General features: G+C 69.6%; 16 protein-coding genes. 12 read left to right on the forward strand and 4 right to left on the reverse strand.

The window, feature by feature from the left end:
• The first annotated feature begins 38 nt into the window (after positions 1 to 38).
• The 8 genes from NN2_RS27665 to NN2_RS27700 all read left to right on the forward strand — a co-directional run bounded on the left by NN2_RS27665 (position 39) and on the right by NN2_RS27700 (position 7389).
• On the forward strand, positions 39 to 1040 hold the full coding sequence (locus tag NN2_RS27665) for a hypothetical protein (protein WP_063017256.1): 1002 nt from the start codon (positions 39 to 41) through the stop codon (positions 1038 to 1040).
• Positions 1041 to 1106: 66 nt separating this feature from the next.
• A complete protein-coding gene (locus NN2_RS27670) occupies positions 1107 to 2279 on the forward strand; it encodes a glycosyltransferase family 4 protein (RefSeq protein WP_063017259.1) in 1173 nt (390 codons plus the stop codon).
• Between the two features lie 123 nt (positions 2280 to 2402).
• Positions 2403 to 2786: a hypothetical protein gene (locus NN2_RS27675; RefSeq protein WP_030514747.1), complete on the forward strand. Its 384-nt coding sequence runs from the start codon at positions 2403 to 2405 to the stop codon at positions 2784 to 2786.
• A 23-nt stretch (positions 2787 to 2809) separates the two neighbouring features.
• Positions 2810 to 3247, forward strand: a complete 438-nt coding sequence (locus tag NN2_RS27680) for an SRPBCC family protein (RefSeq protein WP_063017261.1) — start codon at positions 2810 to 2812, stop codon at positions 3245 to 3247.
• A 47-nt stretch (positions 3248 to 3294) separates the two neighbouring features.
• Positions 3295 to 4545 (forward strand): ArsA family ATPase, encoded by a 1251-nt coding sequence (locus tag NN2_RS27685; RefSeq protein ID WP_063910896.1) that lies wholly within the window; start codon positions 3295 to 3297, stop codon positions 4543 to 4545.
• Positions 4542 to 5285: a hypothetical protein gene (locus NN2_RS38760; RefSeq protein WP_245658891.1), complete on the forward strand. Its 744-nt coding sequence runs from the start codon at positions 4542 to 4544 to the stop codon at positions 5283 to 5285. Before NN2_RS27685 ends, NN2_RS38760 begins: the two co-directional genes overlap by 4 nt.
• Positions 5282 to 6343, forward strand: coding sequence for an ROK family protein (locus NN2_RS27695; protein WP_063017263.1), 1062 nt, complete (start codon positions 5282 to 5284; stop codon positions 6341 to 6343). Before NN2_RS38760 ends, NN2_RS27695 begins: the two co-directional genes overlap by 4 nt.
• A gap of 320 nt (positions 6344 to 6663) precedes the next feature.
• Entirely contained in the window at positions 6664 to 7389 is a 726-nt protein-coding gene (locus NN2_RS27700) for a lysophospholipid acyltransferase family protein (protein WP_030514742.1), read from the forward strand.
• A 75-nt stretch (positions 7390 to 7464) separates the two neighbouring features.
• Here NN2_RS27700 and NN2_RS27705 read toward each other — a convergent pair whose 3' ends face one another.
• A complete protein-coding gene (locus NN2_RS27705; protein ID WP_063017265.1) occupies positions 7465 to 7980 on the reverse strand; it encodes a polyadenylate-specific 3'-exoribonuclease AS in 516 nt (171 codons plus the stop codon).
• Positions 7981 to 8149: 169 nt separating this feature from the next.
• Between NN2_RS27705 and NN2_RS27710 the strand changes: the two genes are divergently transcribed.
• The 3 genes from NN2_RS27710 to NN2_RS27720 all read left to right on the forward strand — a co-directional run bounded on the left by NN2_RS27710 (position 8150) and on the right by NN2_RS27720 (position 10402).
• Positions 8150 to 9535, forward strand: a complete 1386-nt coding sequence (locus tag NN2_RS27710; protein WP_030514740.1) for a class II 3-deoxy-7-phosphoheptulonate synthase — start codon at positions 8150 to 8152, stop codon at positions 9533 to 9535.
• Between the two features lie 13 nt (positions 9536 to 9548).
• Positions 9549 to 9941: a hypothetical protein gene (locus tag NN2_RS27715; RefSeq protein WP_063017274.1), complete on the forward strand. Its 393-nt coding sequence runs from the start codon at positions 9549 to 9551 to the stop codon at positions 9939 to 9941.
• Between the two features lie 146 nt (positions 9942 to 10087).
• Positions 10088 to 10402, forward strand: coding sequence for a hypothetical protein (locus tag NN2_RS27720; RefSeq protein ID WP_146097653.1), 315 nt, complete (start codon positions 10088 to 10090; stop codon positions 10400 to 10402).
• A 7-nt stretch (positions 10403 to 10409) separates the two neighbouring features.
• Here the strand turns inward: NN2_RS27720 and pknB are convergent, their stop codons facing one another.
• Complete coding sequence (gene pknB, locus NN2_RS27725) at positions 10410 to 12392, reverse strand: Stk1 family PASTA domain-containing Ser/Thr kinase (RefSeq protein WP_156511487.1); 1983 nt, start codon at positions 12390 to 12392, stop codon at positions 10410 to 10412.
• A 136-nt stretch (positions 12393 to 12528) separates the two neighbouring features.
• Here pknB and NN2_RS27730 point away from each other — a divergent pair, with 136 nt between their 5' ends.
• Positions 12529 to 12897, forward strand: a complete 369-nt coding sequence (locus NN2_RS27730; RefSeq protein ID WP_063017302.1) for an Rv2175c family DNA-binding protein — start codon at positions 12529 to 12531, stop codon at positions 12895 to 12897.
• Positions 12898 to 13135: 238 nt separating this feature from the next.
• Here NN2_RS27730 and NN2_RS36630 read toward each other — a convergent pair whose 3' ends face one another.
• Positions 13136 to 14329 carry a phytoene/squalene synthase family protein gene (locus tag NN2_RS36630; protein WP_082857316.1) on the reverse strand — a complete coding sequence of 398 codons (1194 nt, stop codon included), beginning with the start codon at positions 14327 to 14329 and terminating at the stop codon, positions 13136 to 13138.
• Entirely contained in the window at positions 14326 to 15915 is a 1590-nt protein-coding gene (locus NN2_RS27740) for an alpha-(1->6)-mannopyranosyltransferase A (RefSeq protein ID WP_082857320.1), read from the reverse strand. The genes NN2_RS36630 and NN2_RS27740 overlap by 4 nt, the downstream gene beginning before the upstream one ends.
• Positions 15916 to 15965 lie beyond the last annotated feature (50 nt).

A 15965-nucleotide genomic window follows, 5' to 3' on the forward strand; every position in this document is an offset into this window, starting at 1 on the left:
GGCGGCGAGTCATCACACCGACGTGAGGATCGTGTCGTATGAGCGGATTGTTGCGGGTCCGGACATGGCTGGCGCATCGTGGGCGCTTCGAATTCGTCGCCACCCTCGCCGTGGTGGTGGCGCTGACCGCGGCCGGCGGCGCCCTACTGCTGCTGCCGAAGACAGGCCTGCACACCGTGCCCGCCGCCGCGGAAACCGATTCCGCGCCCTCGCACGCCGATCCGCAGCTGCCCGAGTTGCGGCGCGTCATGAGTTCGTACGGACCCGTTGTCGCGCAACATGTTTCGGGTGACGACGGCAAGTTGTCGGTGGTACTGGGGCATCCGTACCAGCGCGGCGACGTCGACCAGCTCGCCCGCGAGGCCGGCCCGGCGGTCACGGCGGTCTCCCAGGTGTGGGGTACCGACTGGGCCCACGAAGCCGTGGTGGCCGTCGCGTCGAGCAGTTCCGAATTCGCGGCGCTGACCCACGCCACCGGTCCGTTGTCCGACCAGGTCGCGGCGGCCTCGGTGTCGGATCCGTTCGTACCCGGCACCCAGCCCACCGGTCAGCGGATCGTTTTCTCGCCCGATGCCGGGCGCCGGCTCGGCCCGGACGGTCTGCGCGAAACCCTGCGCCACGAACTCACCCACGTCGCCACCCGGGCCGGGACCGTCGACGGTTCCCCGCAGTGGGTGCTGGAAGGGTTCGCCGAGTACTGCGGCCACCGCGGAGATCAGCAGCGTTTCGCGCAGCTCGCGCCGACCGTCACCACCCGCGCCCGCTCCGGTGAGCTGCCCGCGGACCTGCCGTCCGATACCGCGTTCACGCCGAGCCCCGGCGCCGATGCCGCCCTGGCCTACGAACAGGCCTGGTCGGCCAACGCGTTCGTCGCCGACCGATTCGGAGAGCCGAAACTCGTGGCGCTCTACCACCGGCTCGCCACCGGCCCCCAGGACCAGGCCGCGCTGGATCGCGGCCTGCGGGAGACACTCGGCCTGGGCCGAACCGAATTCGTCTCCGCCTGGCGCGACTGGATCAAGGCCCGCGTGGCCGCCTAGGAGCCCGGACGCGGCGGCCACACCCGTTGCGCCGGACGTGGCGGCCACACCCATAGACTCGCCCCCATGGGCCGCACGCTGTTGATCACCAACGACTTTCCGCCCCGGCCGGGCGGCATCCAGTCGTATGTTCATTCGCTCGCGCTGCGGATGCCGCCGGAGGACCTCGTGGTCTACGCGCCCCGCTGGCGCGGCGACTCCCATCTGCGGTTCGATGCCCAGCAGCCGTTCCGGGTGGTGCGCCACCCGACCACCCTGATGCTGCCGACCCCGCTGGTGCTGCGCCGCGCCGCCACGCTGCTGCGTGACGAACGATGCGATACCGTCTGGTTCGGTGCGGCCGCGCCACTGGCCCTGATGTCGCCGGCGCTGCGCCGTTTCGGCGCGGATCGGATCCTCGCCAGCACCCACGGCCACGAGGTGGGCTGGTCCATGCTGCCGGGCGCCCGGCAGGTGCTGCGGGTGATCGGTGACCACACCGATGTCGTCACCTACGTCAGCAAATACACGCGCCGCCGCTTCGCCGCGGCCTTCGGCGCCCAGGCTGCCCTGGAATATCTGCCGCCGGGGGTGGACAGCACCGTCTTCCGTCCCGACCCCGCCGCGCGGGCGGAACTGCGCGCCCGGTACGGCCTGGGCGAGCGGCCCACGGTGCTGTGCCTGTCGCGGCTGGTCCCGCGCAAGGGCCAGGACATGCTGATTCTGGCGATGCGCGAGATCCGCCGCCGCATCGACGGCGCGGTGCTGGTCATCGCGGGCGGTGGCCCGTACGAGGAGAAGTTGCGCGCGCTGGTGCGCGCGCTGGACCTGGAGTCGGACGTGGTGTTCACCGGTCGCGTCCCCGCCGCCGAACTGGCCGCCCACCACACCCTCGCCGACGTCTTCGCGATGCCCTCGCGCACCCGCGGCGCCGGGCTCGACGTGGAAGGCCTCGGCATCGTCTATCTGGAGGCATCGGCCACCGGCGTGCCCGTGGTCGCCGGAAACTCCGGCGGCGCACCGGAAACCGTTCTCGAGGGCCGCACCGGCACGGTGGTCGACGGGCGCGACGAACGAGCCGTGGCCGCCGCCGTCGTCGACATCCTGTCCGATCGCGACGCCGCGGCGCGGATGGGCGCCGCCGGTCGCGAATGGGTCGCCGACCAGTGGCGCTGGGACGTTCTGGGCGGCCGGTTGCGCGGTCTGCTCGATCCCGGCGCGCGTTCCGGTGTCCTGGGATCCGACGGCTCCGTCCGGTGAGCCGGCCGGCGCCCCGGCCGCGCGTGACGGCAGGTCGCGCGGGCTCGGCACTGCGTTACCGCCTCCGGGCTCCGACCCAGTAGGCTCGGGCTTCATGAGCGAGCGCAGCAGCGAGCCACAGCCGTGAGCAGCATCCAGGTGGCCGACCAGACCTTCGTCGCCGCGCCCGGCGCCGCGGTCGCCGAGGTCCTGGCCGATCGGTCGCGATGGCACCGCTGGTGGCCCGACCTCACCCTCGAGGTGCGAGAAGACCGGGGTGACAAGGGAATTCGCTGGTCGGTCAGCGGGCCGCTGACCGGCACCATGGAGGTCTGGCTGGAGCCGTCGCTGGACGGGGTGATCCTGCACTACTTCATGCATGCCGAACCGCCGGGCGCGGCCGCACTCTCGCCCCGAACCCTGATGGCCGCCAACCGTTCCCGGCGGGTCGCCGGCAAGAAGATGTCGTTCGAGGTGAAATCGCGGCTGGAGGCCGGCCGTCCGGCCGGTGTGGCGCCGTCACGCTAGGTCGAAAGGAAACGCTGTCAGTCATGGCCGACCGGACCCAGAGGTCGATCACCATCGATGCCCCCTCGGATCGGGTGATGGCCGTCATCGCCGATCTACCGTCGTATCCCGAATGGGTATCGGCGGCACGATCGGTGGACGTACTGGAGACCTTCCCCGACGGACGGGCCCGCACGGCGAAGTTCGTGCTGGACGCCGGCGTCGTCAAGGACACCTACGTGCTGTCCTACACCTGGCGGGCCGACGGACGGGCGGTGAGCTGGCAACTGGTCAGCGGCGACCTGCAGAAGGCGCAGGACGGTACCTACGAGCTCATCGAGCAGCCCGACGGCACCACCCAGGTGGTGTACGAGCTGACCGTGGACCTCACCATCCCGATGATCGGGATGTTCAAACGCAAGGCCGAGAAGGTGATCACCGATACGGCCCTCAAAGAACTCAAGAAACGGGTCGAAGGCTGACCCGGTCTCCGCAGTGCGGTCGTGGTGCCGTCACGACCCGTCTCGAACTGTTCATCGGCAAGGGCGGAGTCGGTAAGACCACGCTCGCCTGCGCGGCGGCCATCGCCGCGGTGCAGGCCGGACAGCGCGTGCTGGTCGCCTCGGTCGACCAGGCTCATTCGCTCGGCGACGCACTCGGTTTCCGCTTCGCGCACGATCCCGGCACGGTTGCCGGGGTGGTGACCGTCGCCCCCGGATTCGACGTCATCGAGATCGATTCGCTTGCGCTGCTGGAGGATCGGTTCCGCGACGTCGCGCGGATGCTGTCCGGCGCCGGCCACGATCACGGCATCGACCTCGCCGCACTCGATCCCGCCGAACTCACCGGACTGCCGGGCGTGCAGGAACTACTGGCGTTGACCGAGATCGCCCAGTTCGCGGGTGAGGACGACTGGGATCTGATCATCGTGGACTGCCCGCCCTCGGCGGATATGTTGCGCATCGTCACCGCACCCGACACCCTGCTCGGCTACCTCGAGCGAATCTGGCCCACCCATGCCCGGGTGCTGAGCGCGACCGGTACGGATATGCGGCGCGCGGTGCTGGCGGCGACGGTGGAGCGGATCGCGGCCGCGGTCACGGCGATTCGGGATCTGCTCGCCGATTCGCACCGCACCGGGGCGCGGCTGATCACCGGCGCCGAACGGGTCGCGCTGGCCGAATCCGCGCGGGTGCGTTCGGCGGCCGCGCTTCTGGGTATACGCCTGGACGCGGTGGTGGTGAACAAAGTGCTGCCGCCGGTGCCGCCGGCCGACGGTGGCGCGCACCCCGCGGTGCAGTGGTACCTGCAGCGGCGCGCGGAACAACTCGACGTGATCGCGGACCTGCGCCGCCGGATGCCCGACGTGCCCGTGGTGATCGCCCATCACAGCGGCCCGGAACCGGTCGGACCGCGGGCGTTGTCGGCGCTGGCGCAGGCATTGCCCGTTCGTGGCAACCCGCCGACTGCCGAGCCAGACCCTATGCTGGGCGACACGACGCCGGAGCCGGGCACCGCGGCAGGGGAGCCGGAGGTGCGGTGGGAGTCGGGCACCGGGCTGGATTCGGTATTCACGCTGCGGATGCGCCTGCCGGTGGTCGACCCGGGCACGCTGCGACTCGGACGAGTGGAGGACGATGTGATCGTGGGAGCGGACGGGGTCCGGCGGCGGCTACGACTGGCGCCGGTATTGCGGCGGTGCACGGTCGACAGCGCCGAACTCGACGGTGAGCAGCTCATCGTGCGTTTCCGGCCCGACCCGGGGGTCTGGCCGCAATGACCCACGCCCACGAGGACAGTTTCGGCGAATTCGCCCAGGAACTGCGCGCCCTCGCCGAAACCTTGCTCGAACGAGTCGAACCCGCCCTGCGCCGCGCGGCCGCCGACGGCCGCGAATGGGACAGCTGCAGCTGGTGTCCCATCTGCGCGACCGCGGCCCTGGTTCGCGGCGAACACCACGAGGTGGTCGCCGCGGTCGCCGACCACGGCACCGCGATCGTGACCGTGCTGCGCGAGGCGCTGGCCGGAGTGCCGGTCGAACCGCTGCTCCCGGACGACCTTCCGGACGCCGACGACGAATCCGGCGAATACGATTCCGCGGCAACGGAAGTCGGCGCCGATCCGAGTTCGGAGCGAACGGAGCACGACGGGTGGATCGCGGGCGGGGCGGCCGGCGATGTGTCGGACCGCGGTGCCGAGGTGCGCGGCAGTGGGACCGAAGCCGAAACACGCGGCAGTGATCCCAGGGCCGAAGCGCGCGGGAGTGGTCCCGGTGCCGAAGCGCGTGGCAGTGCTCCCGGTGCCGACCGCCGCGCGAAGGGTGTCCGACGGGATGCGGACGCGCCCGGACACGAACGCGGCGGCGCTACGGAGAAGGCTCCGGGCGCGAAGCCGGCGGCCGACGATCAGGGGAGCAAGGCGCGCCGCGGTGGCCGGCGCGCGGCCGAACGTGCTGGGCGGGGGCGGGATTCGGTCGAGCGACCCGGATACGTTCCCATCCCGGTGCGGATCAAGAAATGACCAGCAGGGTCGGAAGAGAGGCTCCGCTCACCGTCGGCATCGATGTCGGCGGGACGAATATCCGGGCGTCGGTCGTCGACGGGGACGGGGAGGTTCTCGACACCGTCCAGGCGCCGACGCCGCATTCCGCGCACGCACTCGAGGACGGCCTCGACCGCGCGGTCCGGGAACTGTGTGCGCGCCACGACATCGGCGCGGTCGGGCTGGCGGTCGCCGGATTCGTCGACGAATCCCGCTCCTCGGTGCGTTTCGCGCCGCATCTGCCGTGGGAGGACACCGCGGTCGCCGGCCGGCTCGGACGCCGGCTCGGGTTGCCGGTGATCCTCGAACACGATGCCAACGCGGCGATGTGGGCCGAATACCGGTTCGGCGCGGCCGCGGGCGCGCACAACGGCGTACTGGTCGCCATCGGCACCGGCATCGGCGCGGCGCTGCTGGTGGAGGGGCGGCTGTATCGCGGAAGTTACGGTGTCGCACCGGAATTGGGCCATCTGCAGGTGGTGCCGCACGGCCGGATCTGCCCGTGCGGCAAACGCGGCTGCTGGGAGCGCTACTGCAGCGGTACCGCCCTGGTCGACACCGCGATCGAAATGCTGGCCACCGATCCGATGCCCTCGACGATACTGGCACGCGAGGTGGTCGGCGATCCGGGATCGCTGACCGGGCGCCGGGTCGCGGGCGCGGCCCACGACGGTGATCCGGTGGCGCTGCACGTGATGGCCGATTTCGCCCGCTGGCTCGGGCTGGGACTGGCCTTCGTCAGCGACATCTTCGATCCCGACCTGATCGTCATCGCGGGTGGCGTCAGCTCCTCGGCGCCGCTGTTCCTCGACGACGCGCGCGAGCATTACGCCGCCGCCATCACCGGCGGCCGTCATCGCCCGCTGGCTCGCATCCGCACCACGCAGCTGGGTGAGGCGGCGGGGATGATCGGCGCGGCCGAACTCGCGCGCACGGCGCTCGAGACCGGGGCGGCCGAAGGGCGTTCGCGGACAACCGGCAGCGGTGTCGATTCGGCGGCCGTGAGCCGACCTCGCTCCGCCGCGGGCCGGGAATAGTCTTCCTCCTCCCCGCCGATGCCGCGCGACGGGAAGCGGATCGGCTTCTCGCGCCGGGGCGTCGAACGGGCGGCCGGGGCGCACGAGGTAGGGAGCAAACGATCCGGGGCGTCGTACATCTCGCCGATTCGCTCGACGCCCGGTCGGTTTTCGCGCATGTAAGCACCTCATGTGTACCCGATTTCACCGATGTGATTGCGGGCATGTGAAATACCTCGTGTGGGGTTGGTCGCAGCAGGTCGGCGACGGTAGAGTCGGTGCCGACGGAGGTGCCTGCGACGAGGCCGGTCCCGTTCGACAATCACAGGGGAAAGGACGCAATGTTCTACTGGCTGCTCAAATTCGTGCTGGTCGGGCCCTTCATGCACATCTACAACCGGCCGAAGGTCGAGGGCGTGGAGAATATTCCCGCCGACGGAGCAGTCATCCTCGCCGGCAATCATCTGTCGTTCACCGACTGGTTGTTCACCCCGTTGCTGAGCCCGCGTCGCATCACCTATCTGGCCAAGGCCGAATACTTCACCACGCCCGGACTCAAGGGCCGGCTGCAGAAGTTCTTCTTCTCCGGCACCGGCCAGTATCCGATCGACCGCAGCGGCGCCAGCGCCGCCGAGGATGCGCTCAACACCGCTCGCAAACTGCTGAGCGAGGGCCGCATGGTGGGCCTGTACCCGGAAGGCACTCGCTCGCCCGACGGCCGCCTGTACAAGGGCAAGACCGGTGTGGCACGCCTCGCCCTGGAGACCGGTGTGCCGGTGATCCCGGTGGCGCTGATCGGGACCGACGAGGTGTGCCCTCCCGGCCCGTTCCGGTGGCGCCGCCGCCGCGTCACCGTGAAATTCGGTGCGCCGATCGACTTCTCCCGCTACGAGGGAATGGGCGGTAACCGCTTCGTCGAGCGGGCCGTCACCGACGAGATCATGTACGAGCTGATGCGGATGTCGGGTCAGGAGTACGTCGACGTCTACGCCGCCAGCCTGAAGAAGGGCGTGCCCTCCGGCAGCCGCCCCGAGGCAGAACGGATCCCGGAGACCCTGGCGAGCTGACTTTCGCCGTTACGTTCTCGGCCCCCGGACAACCGTCCGGGGGCCGAGTCGTATCGGCAGCGCGGCGCCCGCCGCCTACCGCCGATCGATACCGGTGATCGCGCCGCTGCGCCGGAACGCCTCGATGGCCTCGTACTTGGCGAGATTGTGCCGGGCGTCGGCCAGCGCGTCGTGCGCGTCGGTCGGCACCGGCGGCAACTCCGGCCGGCCGTGGTGATCCCAGTGCTGGCGCAGCTCGTTGGTGTAGCGCGGCAGGGCCGTCGGCAGATCCACCATCGACCCCCACAACTGGCAGAACGCCACATGGTCGTAGGCCCCCACCCACGCCCACAATTCCGGACGCACGGTCGGTCGCGGTACCAGGAATTGATAGAGGTCGTCGCGAATGCGCTGCCGGCTGCGCCACAGCGGCGAGGAGGGGGAGGGAAGTTTCGGCAATACATTGCGCCGTACCCACTGCCCGGCTCGCTCGGGGTCGAATTCCGTTGACACCGCGTAATATTCCCGACCGTCCTCGCAGACCACGCCGATCGAAATCAGATCGATCGTCACTCCGTCCTCGATGAATTCGCAGTCATAAAAATATTTCACGCGGTCGTGCCCTTTCCGATTCGGCGTACACCGGCGCTCGCGGTGATATCTCGGCCGAACCGCCCGACCCGGCCCGGCTCGAGGTTACGGCCCCGCCCGCGCGGACGTAATCATCGCCCCCTACCCTCCGGGTTACCCCGGGATTGCGGAAGGTCCGTATTCTGATCTGGTGAACTGGACCGTCGACGTACCGATCGATCGCTTGCCGGAACTGCCACCGTTGCCTGCCGAGCTCCGTCGGCGACTCGACGCCGCACTCGCCCGCCCCGCCCTGCAGCAGCCGTCGTGGGATCCCGAGCAGGCCGCCACCATGCGCACCGTCCTCGAGAGTGTGCCGCCGCTGTGCGTGCCCGCCGAGGTCGAGGAGTTGCGCCTGCGACTGGCCGAGGTGGCCCGCGGCGAAGCCTTCCTGATGCAGGGTGGCGACTGCGCGGAAACCTTCGCCGACAACACCGAGCCGCATATCCGCGGAAACATCCGCACCCTGCTGCAGATGGCGGTGGTGCTGACCTACGGCGCGAGCCTGCCGGTGGTGAAGGTGGCCCGGATCGCGGGCCAGTACGCCAAACCCCGCTCGGCCGACGTCGACGCACTCGGCCTCAAGTCCTATCGCGGCGACATGGTCAACGCGCTGGTCGCCGACGCGGCCCAGCGCGAGCACGACCCCTCGCGGCTGGTGCGCGCCTACGCCAACGCCAGCGCGGCGATGAACCTGGTGCGCGCGCTCACCGGCGCCGGGATGGCCGATCTGCACAAGGTGCACGACTGGAACCGCGATTTCGTCGCGCAGTCGCCGGCGGGTGCCCGCTACGAGCAGATGGCCTCCGAGATCGACCGCGGCCTGGCGTTCATGAACGCCTGCCGGGTGCAGGATCCCAGCCTGCAGTCGGCCAAGATCTACTGCAGCCACGAGGCGCTGGTCCTCGACTACGAGCGAGCGATGCTGCGGCTGTCCCACAACGCCGCCGGCGATCCGGTGCTCTACGACCTGTCCGCGCATTTCCTGTGGATCGGTGAGCGCACCCGGCAGCTCGACGGCGCCCATATCGCCTTCGCCGAACTGCTGGCCAACCCGATCGGCATCAAGATCGGCCCGACCACCACGCCGGATCAGGCGGTGGAATACGTCGAGCGGCTCGATCCCACCAACGAGCCGGGCCGGCTCACCCTGGTCGCGCGGATGAGCAACACCAAGGTCCGCGACGTGCTGCCGCCCATCATCGAGAAGGTGCAGGCCACCGGCCATCAGGTGATCTGGCAGTGCGATCCCATGCACGGCAACACCCACGAATCCTCCACCGGCTACAAGACCCGCCACTTCGATCGCATCGTCGACGAAGTGCAGGGCTTCTTCGAGGTGCACCACGCGCTGGGCACCCATCCGGGCGGCCTGCACATCGAGCTCACCGGCGAGAACGTCACCGAATGCCTCGGCGGCGCCCAGGACATCTCGGATCTGGATCTGGAGGACCGCTACGAGACGGCCTGCGACCCGCGTCTCAATACCCAGCAGTCCTTGGAATTGGCATTCCTGGTCGCCGAGATGCTGCGGTGACGGATCGGCCGTAGTGGACGTCGTATTTCGCAATGACGAGGGCCCCTCGCGCGGTGACGGCCGCCCGCGCGGGGAAGGTCCGGCCAGCGCGCAGAGCGCGCTCCGGATCGGCAACGCCGATCGCACCATCCTGCGGTTGCTGCGCGATCGCGACCGCGACGGGATTCCGTCGGAGGTCGTGCTGCGCGACGGCAGCCGCCTGCTGATCTTCAACATCTGCTGGGGCTACGAGATCTCCTGGGAGTTCGACGTGTCCCACGGCTACGCGCCTGCCGCTGCCGCCGCGCAGATCACCACCAACATCAGCCCGAGTATCGGCGGGGTGCCGGTGGAGATTTTCACCACCGCGGCGGTGGTGGCGATCAACGATCCGGAGACCGGTGATCCGTTGCTGGCGGTCGGCTGACACCGCCTGCCGGGAAATCACGCGGTCGTGACATGATCCGCAAAAGTTAGCTGTCCAGTTGCTGAACGCTCGAACCTGCACTAGGTTTCCAGGCGTGACACTGCAGCGGCAATGGGCTGTGCGGGAAATGTGCTGAGAGGATCGCTATGCAGAGCGCATCGGTAGCCAGGGGATTGCAAACTGCGAGCAGGCCGATCGCCGCCCTCGCCGAACATGTGCTCGAGATCGACGGTGTCCCGGTGACGATCGTGATCGAACGCCCGGAGGTCGACCGCGCCGGAATCGCGTGGCGCTGCCGGGTTCGGGTGGTGCGCGGCAACGGCCGGCTCGAACATTCCCAGGTGGTGGGCGCCAGTGCCAGCGCGGTGCTGCAGCAGGCGCTCGACCTGGCCAGTCGGCGGCTGGGCATCAGCGAGGCCGAACTGCTCGGCGGCGCGGATGTGGGTGGCGTGCTCGGCTGAGCTCGGATCAGAACGGCAGGACGGTGAGGGTGACCGTGGATCCGGGCGCCACATTCGAACCGCCGAACGGTGACTGCACGCGGACCGTCCCGCGGTCGCCGCTGAACACCTGGTTCAGCACGACCTTGAGGCCCATCCCCTCGAGTTCGGAGCGGGCCACGGCGGCGTTCTTGCCGGTGACATCGGGAACCTGGATGGCGTCGGAGACGATCAGCGTCACCGTGGCGCCGGAGAGCACCTGGGTGCCGGCGGCCGGATCGGTGCCCGCGACCTGACCCGACTTGATCCTCGCGTCGAAGTCGGTGCGGGTGTCACCGACGGAGAGTCCGGCGTTCTGCAGCGCCGCCTTCGCCTCCTCGACGGTCTTGCCGCGCACATCGGGCAGCTTCACCGGCTGCGAACCCTTACTGCGGTAGACCTTCACCTGCGCGCCGGTCGGCAGAACCGTGCCGGGGGCCGGATCCAGTTGCGCCACCGACCCTTTCGGGGCGGTGCTGGGTTTCTCGCCGCCGTCGACGGGGGTGAGCCCGGCATCGCGGATGAGCTGGTTCACCGTCTTCGTGTCCTGGCCGGGCTGAAACTGCGGCACGTGCGGCTGTCCGCTGGACACCAGGACGGCGACCGTCGACCCCTTCAGCACCTTCGCCCCGGCGGAGGGATCGGTGCCGACCACCCCGCCGACCGGAATGATGTCGGAGGCCTTGTCGCGCACGGTCGTCCCGAATCCGGCGTCCTTCAGCTTCGCGGTCGCCTGTTCGGTGGTCATCCCGGCGATCGCCGGCACCGATGAATAACGGCCGACGCCCAGCCACCAGCCGCCGATGCCCAGCAGCAGCGCGAGCACCACCACCACGGCCGCCCAGATGAGCACCCGGCGCCGGGATCTGCCGCGATCGGGTACGAATTCCGGCCGATGTGGCGGGGCCGGTGGCTGGTGCGGACGCTCCGGTTCGGGCTCGGGCATCGGATGGGCCGCGGTCATGACCCGGGTGCGGGACGGTTCGGACGCCAGCCGGGTCGTCGCTTCGGTGACCGGCTGCGGGGTGTGGGCCGGTCCGGGGGCCGCGGCCGGGGTCTGCACGACGCGGTATCGCGCGGACAGGTGTTCGGCCGATTCCCGGGGGGCAGGTACCCGGTAGTCGGGCAGGTGCAGCACGGTGGCGATGCGATTGAGTTCGGCGGCCATCTCGGTGGCATCGGCGAAGCGATGCGCGGGTTCGCGGGCGGTGGCGTGCGCGACCAGATCGTCGAATTCCGGCGGCACGCCCTCGATGAACCGGCTCGGGCTCGGCACGTCCTTCTCGACCCGCTGATACGCGATCGACAGCGAGGTGTCGCCGGTGAACGGCGCACGGCCGGTGAGCATTTCGAAGATCAGGATGCCGAAGGAGTACACGTCGCTGCGGGCGTCGGCGTTGCCGGCGGTGACCTGTTCCGGCGACAGGTACGCCGCGGTGCCGAGGATGACGCTGGCCGAGGTCATATTCGAGCCGGCCACCGCCCGCACCAGGCCGAAGTCGGCGATCTTCACCTCACCGGCATCGGAGATGAGCACGTTCTCCGGTTTGACGTCGCGGTGCACGAGTCCCGCGGCATGCGCGACCCCGATCGCGCGCAGCACCGGCTCGGCGACCGCGCGCACCGCGTGCGGCGGCATCGGGCCGCGTTCGCGCAGCAGTTCGCGCAGGGTGCCGCCCTCGACGAGCTCCATGATGAGGAACGGATACTCCCCGTCGATGCCCTGGTCGTAGACCGCCACGAGCGAGGGGTGCTTGAGCTTGGCCACCGAGCGGGCTTCGAATTCGAAGCGGGTCAGGAACTGCGGGTCGCCGGCGAACTTCGGGTCCATCACCTTGATCGCCACGGGCCGGTCCAGCCGGGTGTCGACTCCCCGGAACACCATCGACATCCCACCGCGCGCGATCGGCGCGTCGATGCGGTAGCGCCCGTCCAGCATCTGGCCGATCAACTGCTGTCCTCCGAATTTCACCTAGCGGTTGCCGCCCCCGTGACGGCACCCCCGATCGTATAGGCGTGCGCCGTCACGGTCGCTGATGACGTGCTAACGCCCACGTCGAAACCGGGCGTACGCCGTATCCGGATGCCGACGGACTACCGTTGTGCGGGTGAGTGCATTTCCTTGCAGCGACGATGTCGTTCCCGAATCGGTAACCCTGCTCCCGTTGCCGGATGTGGCCGAACAACTCGGTATCGCGGTGACCAGAGTGCATCAGATGCTGCGCGATCATCAATTGATCGCGATCCGCCGCGGCGGTATCGCCGGTATCCCGAAAGATTTCTTCGATTCCTCGGGCGCGGTCGTCAAGCCCCTGACCGGCCTCATCACGGTGATGCGGGATGCGAAATATACGAACGAGGAAATCCTCGAGTGGATCTACGCCGAGGACGACACCCTGCCCGGCCGCCCGATCGACGCCATCCACGGGCCGCTCGCCCGCGAGGTCGTCCGCCGGGCCGCGGCCGAACCGTTCTGAGGCGAGCGTTCGGTCCCGGATCGGGAGCGCGCCCGCTCAACGCTGCGAGTGCCGCGCGAGACAGTCGGCGGTGGCGCCGCGCTGGGGCGGTCGGCGTCGGGCAGTTCGACCGCGGTGACGCCGGTGGCGGCCCTGGTCGCGGCCTGCAGGCCGTCGTCGGTGTGCCGCGCGGTGGTCGCTTCGGACGGGTCGAGGGCGATGGCGGGGCAGAGGTCCGTCGGTGACGGTGAGTTCGGTGTCAGGCGCGGGGCGCGTTCGGCCGTGCCGTACCGAACGCGCGGGGGACCGCGGTGTGAGAAACGTGGGGGAGCGGGGCGCGCAGCGGCGAGGACGGATTCGCCGGGCGGCGCAATCCGGAACCCAATTCGGTGACCGCGACCCGGAGCCGCCGTGCGGTGGGAACCGTTGCGCGGCGGTCGAATACGGCGTAGTCGTGGCGCTCGATCTCGTCGAGGATTCCCCCGTACAGCACGGCCGCGGTGCGAATGGCGGGGCGTACCCGCGGCCGGAGCAGATCGATGCCCGGCGCGGCGGTGCGATAGACCGCGCGGTTCGTCGCGATCAGATGTGCCAAGGCGCGGCGGACCCGCGGATCGGTCCGGCCGGTACGCCGGCAATGAGCGAGCAGATCGGCGTCGACGCCGAAGGCCGCAAGTTCGTCGCCCGGCAGGTAGATGCGCCCGCGATCGAGATCTTCGGCGACATCCCGCAGAAAGTTGGTGAGCTGGAACGCCTCACCCAGCGCGGCGGCCGCCGGTTCGGCCTCGGCCACCGGCACCACCGTGCCGAGGATCGGGAGTAGTTGCAGTCCGATCGCCGCGGCCGAACCGCGCATGTACTCCCGCAATTCGCCCATATCCGCATACCGGTTCCGGAACAGCGGGCTACCCGGCACATCCATCCGCATGGCATCGAGGAACACCCGGAAGTGGTCGGGCGCAATGCGATACCGGGCGACGGTGTCGACGAGGGCGGCGAGTACCGGGGCGTCGATCGCCCCGCTTTCCGCGAGCGGGGTCTCTGCCTCCGTTGTGCCGGCAGCGGTCCACCACATCTCGGCGAGGAGCCCCGCATCCTTCAGTGCGGTACGGAGTTGCGTGTCGATTCGGTCCAGCCGCAATGCCGCCGCGAGGTCGGCGTTTCCGGAATCGGGCGCGGCCTGACTGCTCGTGCGAACGGAGGCGCGATCCCGTGCCGCGGCGGAGCGCTGGGCGTCGAGCGCACCGAAACCGACCGCGTCGCAAGTGCTTTCGGCGCAATCGACAACATCGTCGACGGTACGGGCGAACGCGTAGAGCGCGTGCACCGCCGACCGCTGCGGCGGTGACAGTAACCGGGTGGCCAGGAAATAGGTGCGGCCGTGTTCCGCCGCGATGGCTCTGCAATGCCGGTATGCGGCCGCCAGTTCGGCGTCGGCGCCGCGGCCGGTCATTGCTTGGGTCTGCCCGAATCGGCGCGCAGCCGCAGCGGATCCACCTTGCGCAGCGACAGCGCCGCCACCACGGCGACGAAGGTGGCCGCCGCGACGTGCCAGACGTTGTAGAGGCCGATCGAGCCGCCCGGCTGGAACACCAGCATCAGCCAGGTGCACAACCCCACCAGGATCATCAGGGTGGTGGTCGACATGGCGAATCCGGCGGCCAGCGCCAGCGGCCACGAGTAGTACCAGGGCAGCGCCGCCGGCGACAGGATCACGATCGCGACGAAGGCGATGAGAATGCCCATCACCGCATCGCGTTCCGAGCTCTTGTAGCGCCACCAGGTCCACGCCAGGATGGCGACCAGTGCGAGCGCGCAGAGTCCGCGCGTCCACACCAGCACCTCGCCGAGATTCAGCGGCGTCACCCAGGTGACCATGTGCGCCATGATCGTCGGCAGCGAGAGCCAGTTGATGATCTTCTTCGACCCCGACAGCGCGGTCAGCCAGCCGATACCGACACCCGCGGCCGCGGAGGCGGCCACGAAGACCACCGCGAACACCGACACGCCGAGGCCCGCGATCTTGACGAAGGTCCGAATCGGGTGCGGCAGCGGCCCCTTGTTCTCCGCGGCTCGCCGCTCGCGTTCGTGAATCATCCAGATCCACACCAGGAACGGCAGCGCCACCCCGGCAGTCGCCTTGATCGCGACACCGATCGCGACCACCACGATGCCGGCCGCGTGGTGGCGCTCCAGCACCAGGGCGATGCCGGCCGCCATCAGGCCGACCATGAGCATCTCGTTGTGCACGCCGCCGATCAGATGGATCAGCACCAGCGGGTTGAGCACCGCCAGCCACAGCGCCACCGTCGGCTTACCGCCGAGGTGTTTGGTCATATGGGGGACGGCCCACATCATCAGGGCCAGTCCCGGCAGCATGACCAGGCGCATCGCGATGGTGCCGGCCACCACGTTGTCACCGGTGATACTGGTGATGGCCTGCCCCATGAGCAGGAAGATCGGGCCGTAGGGTGCGGTGGTGGTGGTCCAGACCGGGCTCACATTGTCCAGCAGCACACCGGGATTCACCACCGGCCCGACCTTGTACGGGTCGAAACCGTCGCGCAACAGCGCGCCCTGCGCCAGATACGAGTACACGTCCTGGCTGAACATGGGCACCGCGAACAGCAGCGGCAGAATCCAGATGCCGACGATCACTCGCAGTTCGTTCAGCGTCACGGTGCTGCCGGGGCCGCGGCGGGCGCCGGTGCCGATGGTGATGCGTCCCAACCGGACCCACGCGATGATCATCGACAGCACACCCAGCCACACCACGATGGTGGCCAGCGCGTAGCCGTGCCCGAATCGCAGCCAGGACAGGTGGGCCGCTTCCAGCAGGGGATCGCTGCGGCGCACCGCGCCGGCGCCCAAGCCGCCGAAGGTGATCAGAACCGCGCCCCAGAAGCCGAGCAGGGCGGCGTGGCCCTCGGGGCTGCGGAAGAAGTCGCCCGCCCAGCGCACCCACCAGCGCACGGTGTGCACGGCCGGCTCGGGGACCGGCACGGTGGTCACCGGCACCGTGGTAACGGTGCTGGTCATCGGCGCTGTCGCGGGGGCAGTGTCCATATCGGGGGTCGGCATGGTTCGTC

The organism is Nocardia nova NBRC 15556 (genome assembly GCF_001613005.1).
Taxonomy (GTDB): Bacteria; Actinomycetota; Actinomycetes; order Mycobacteriales; family Mycobacteriaceae; genus Nocardia; species Nocardia nova.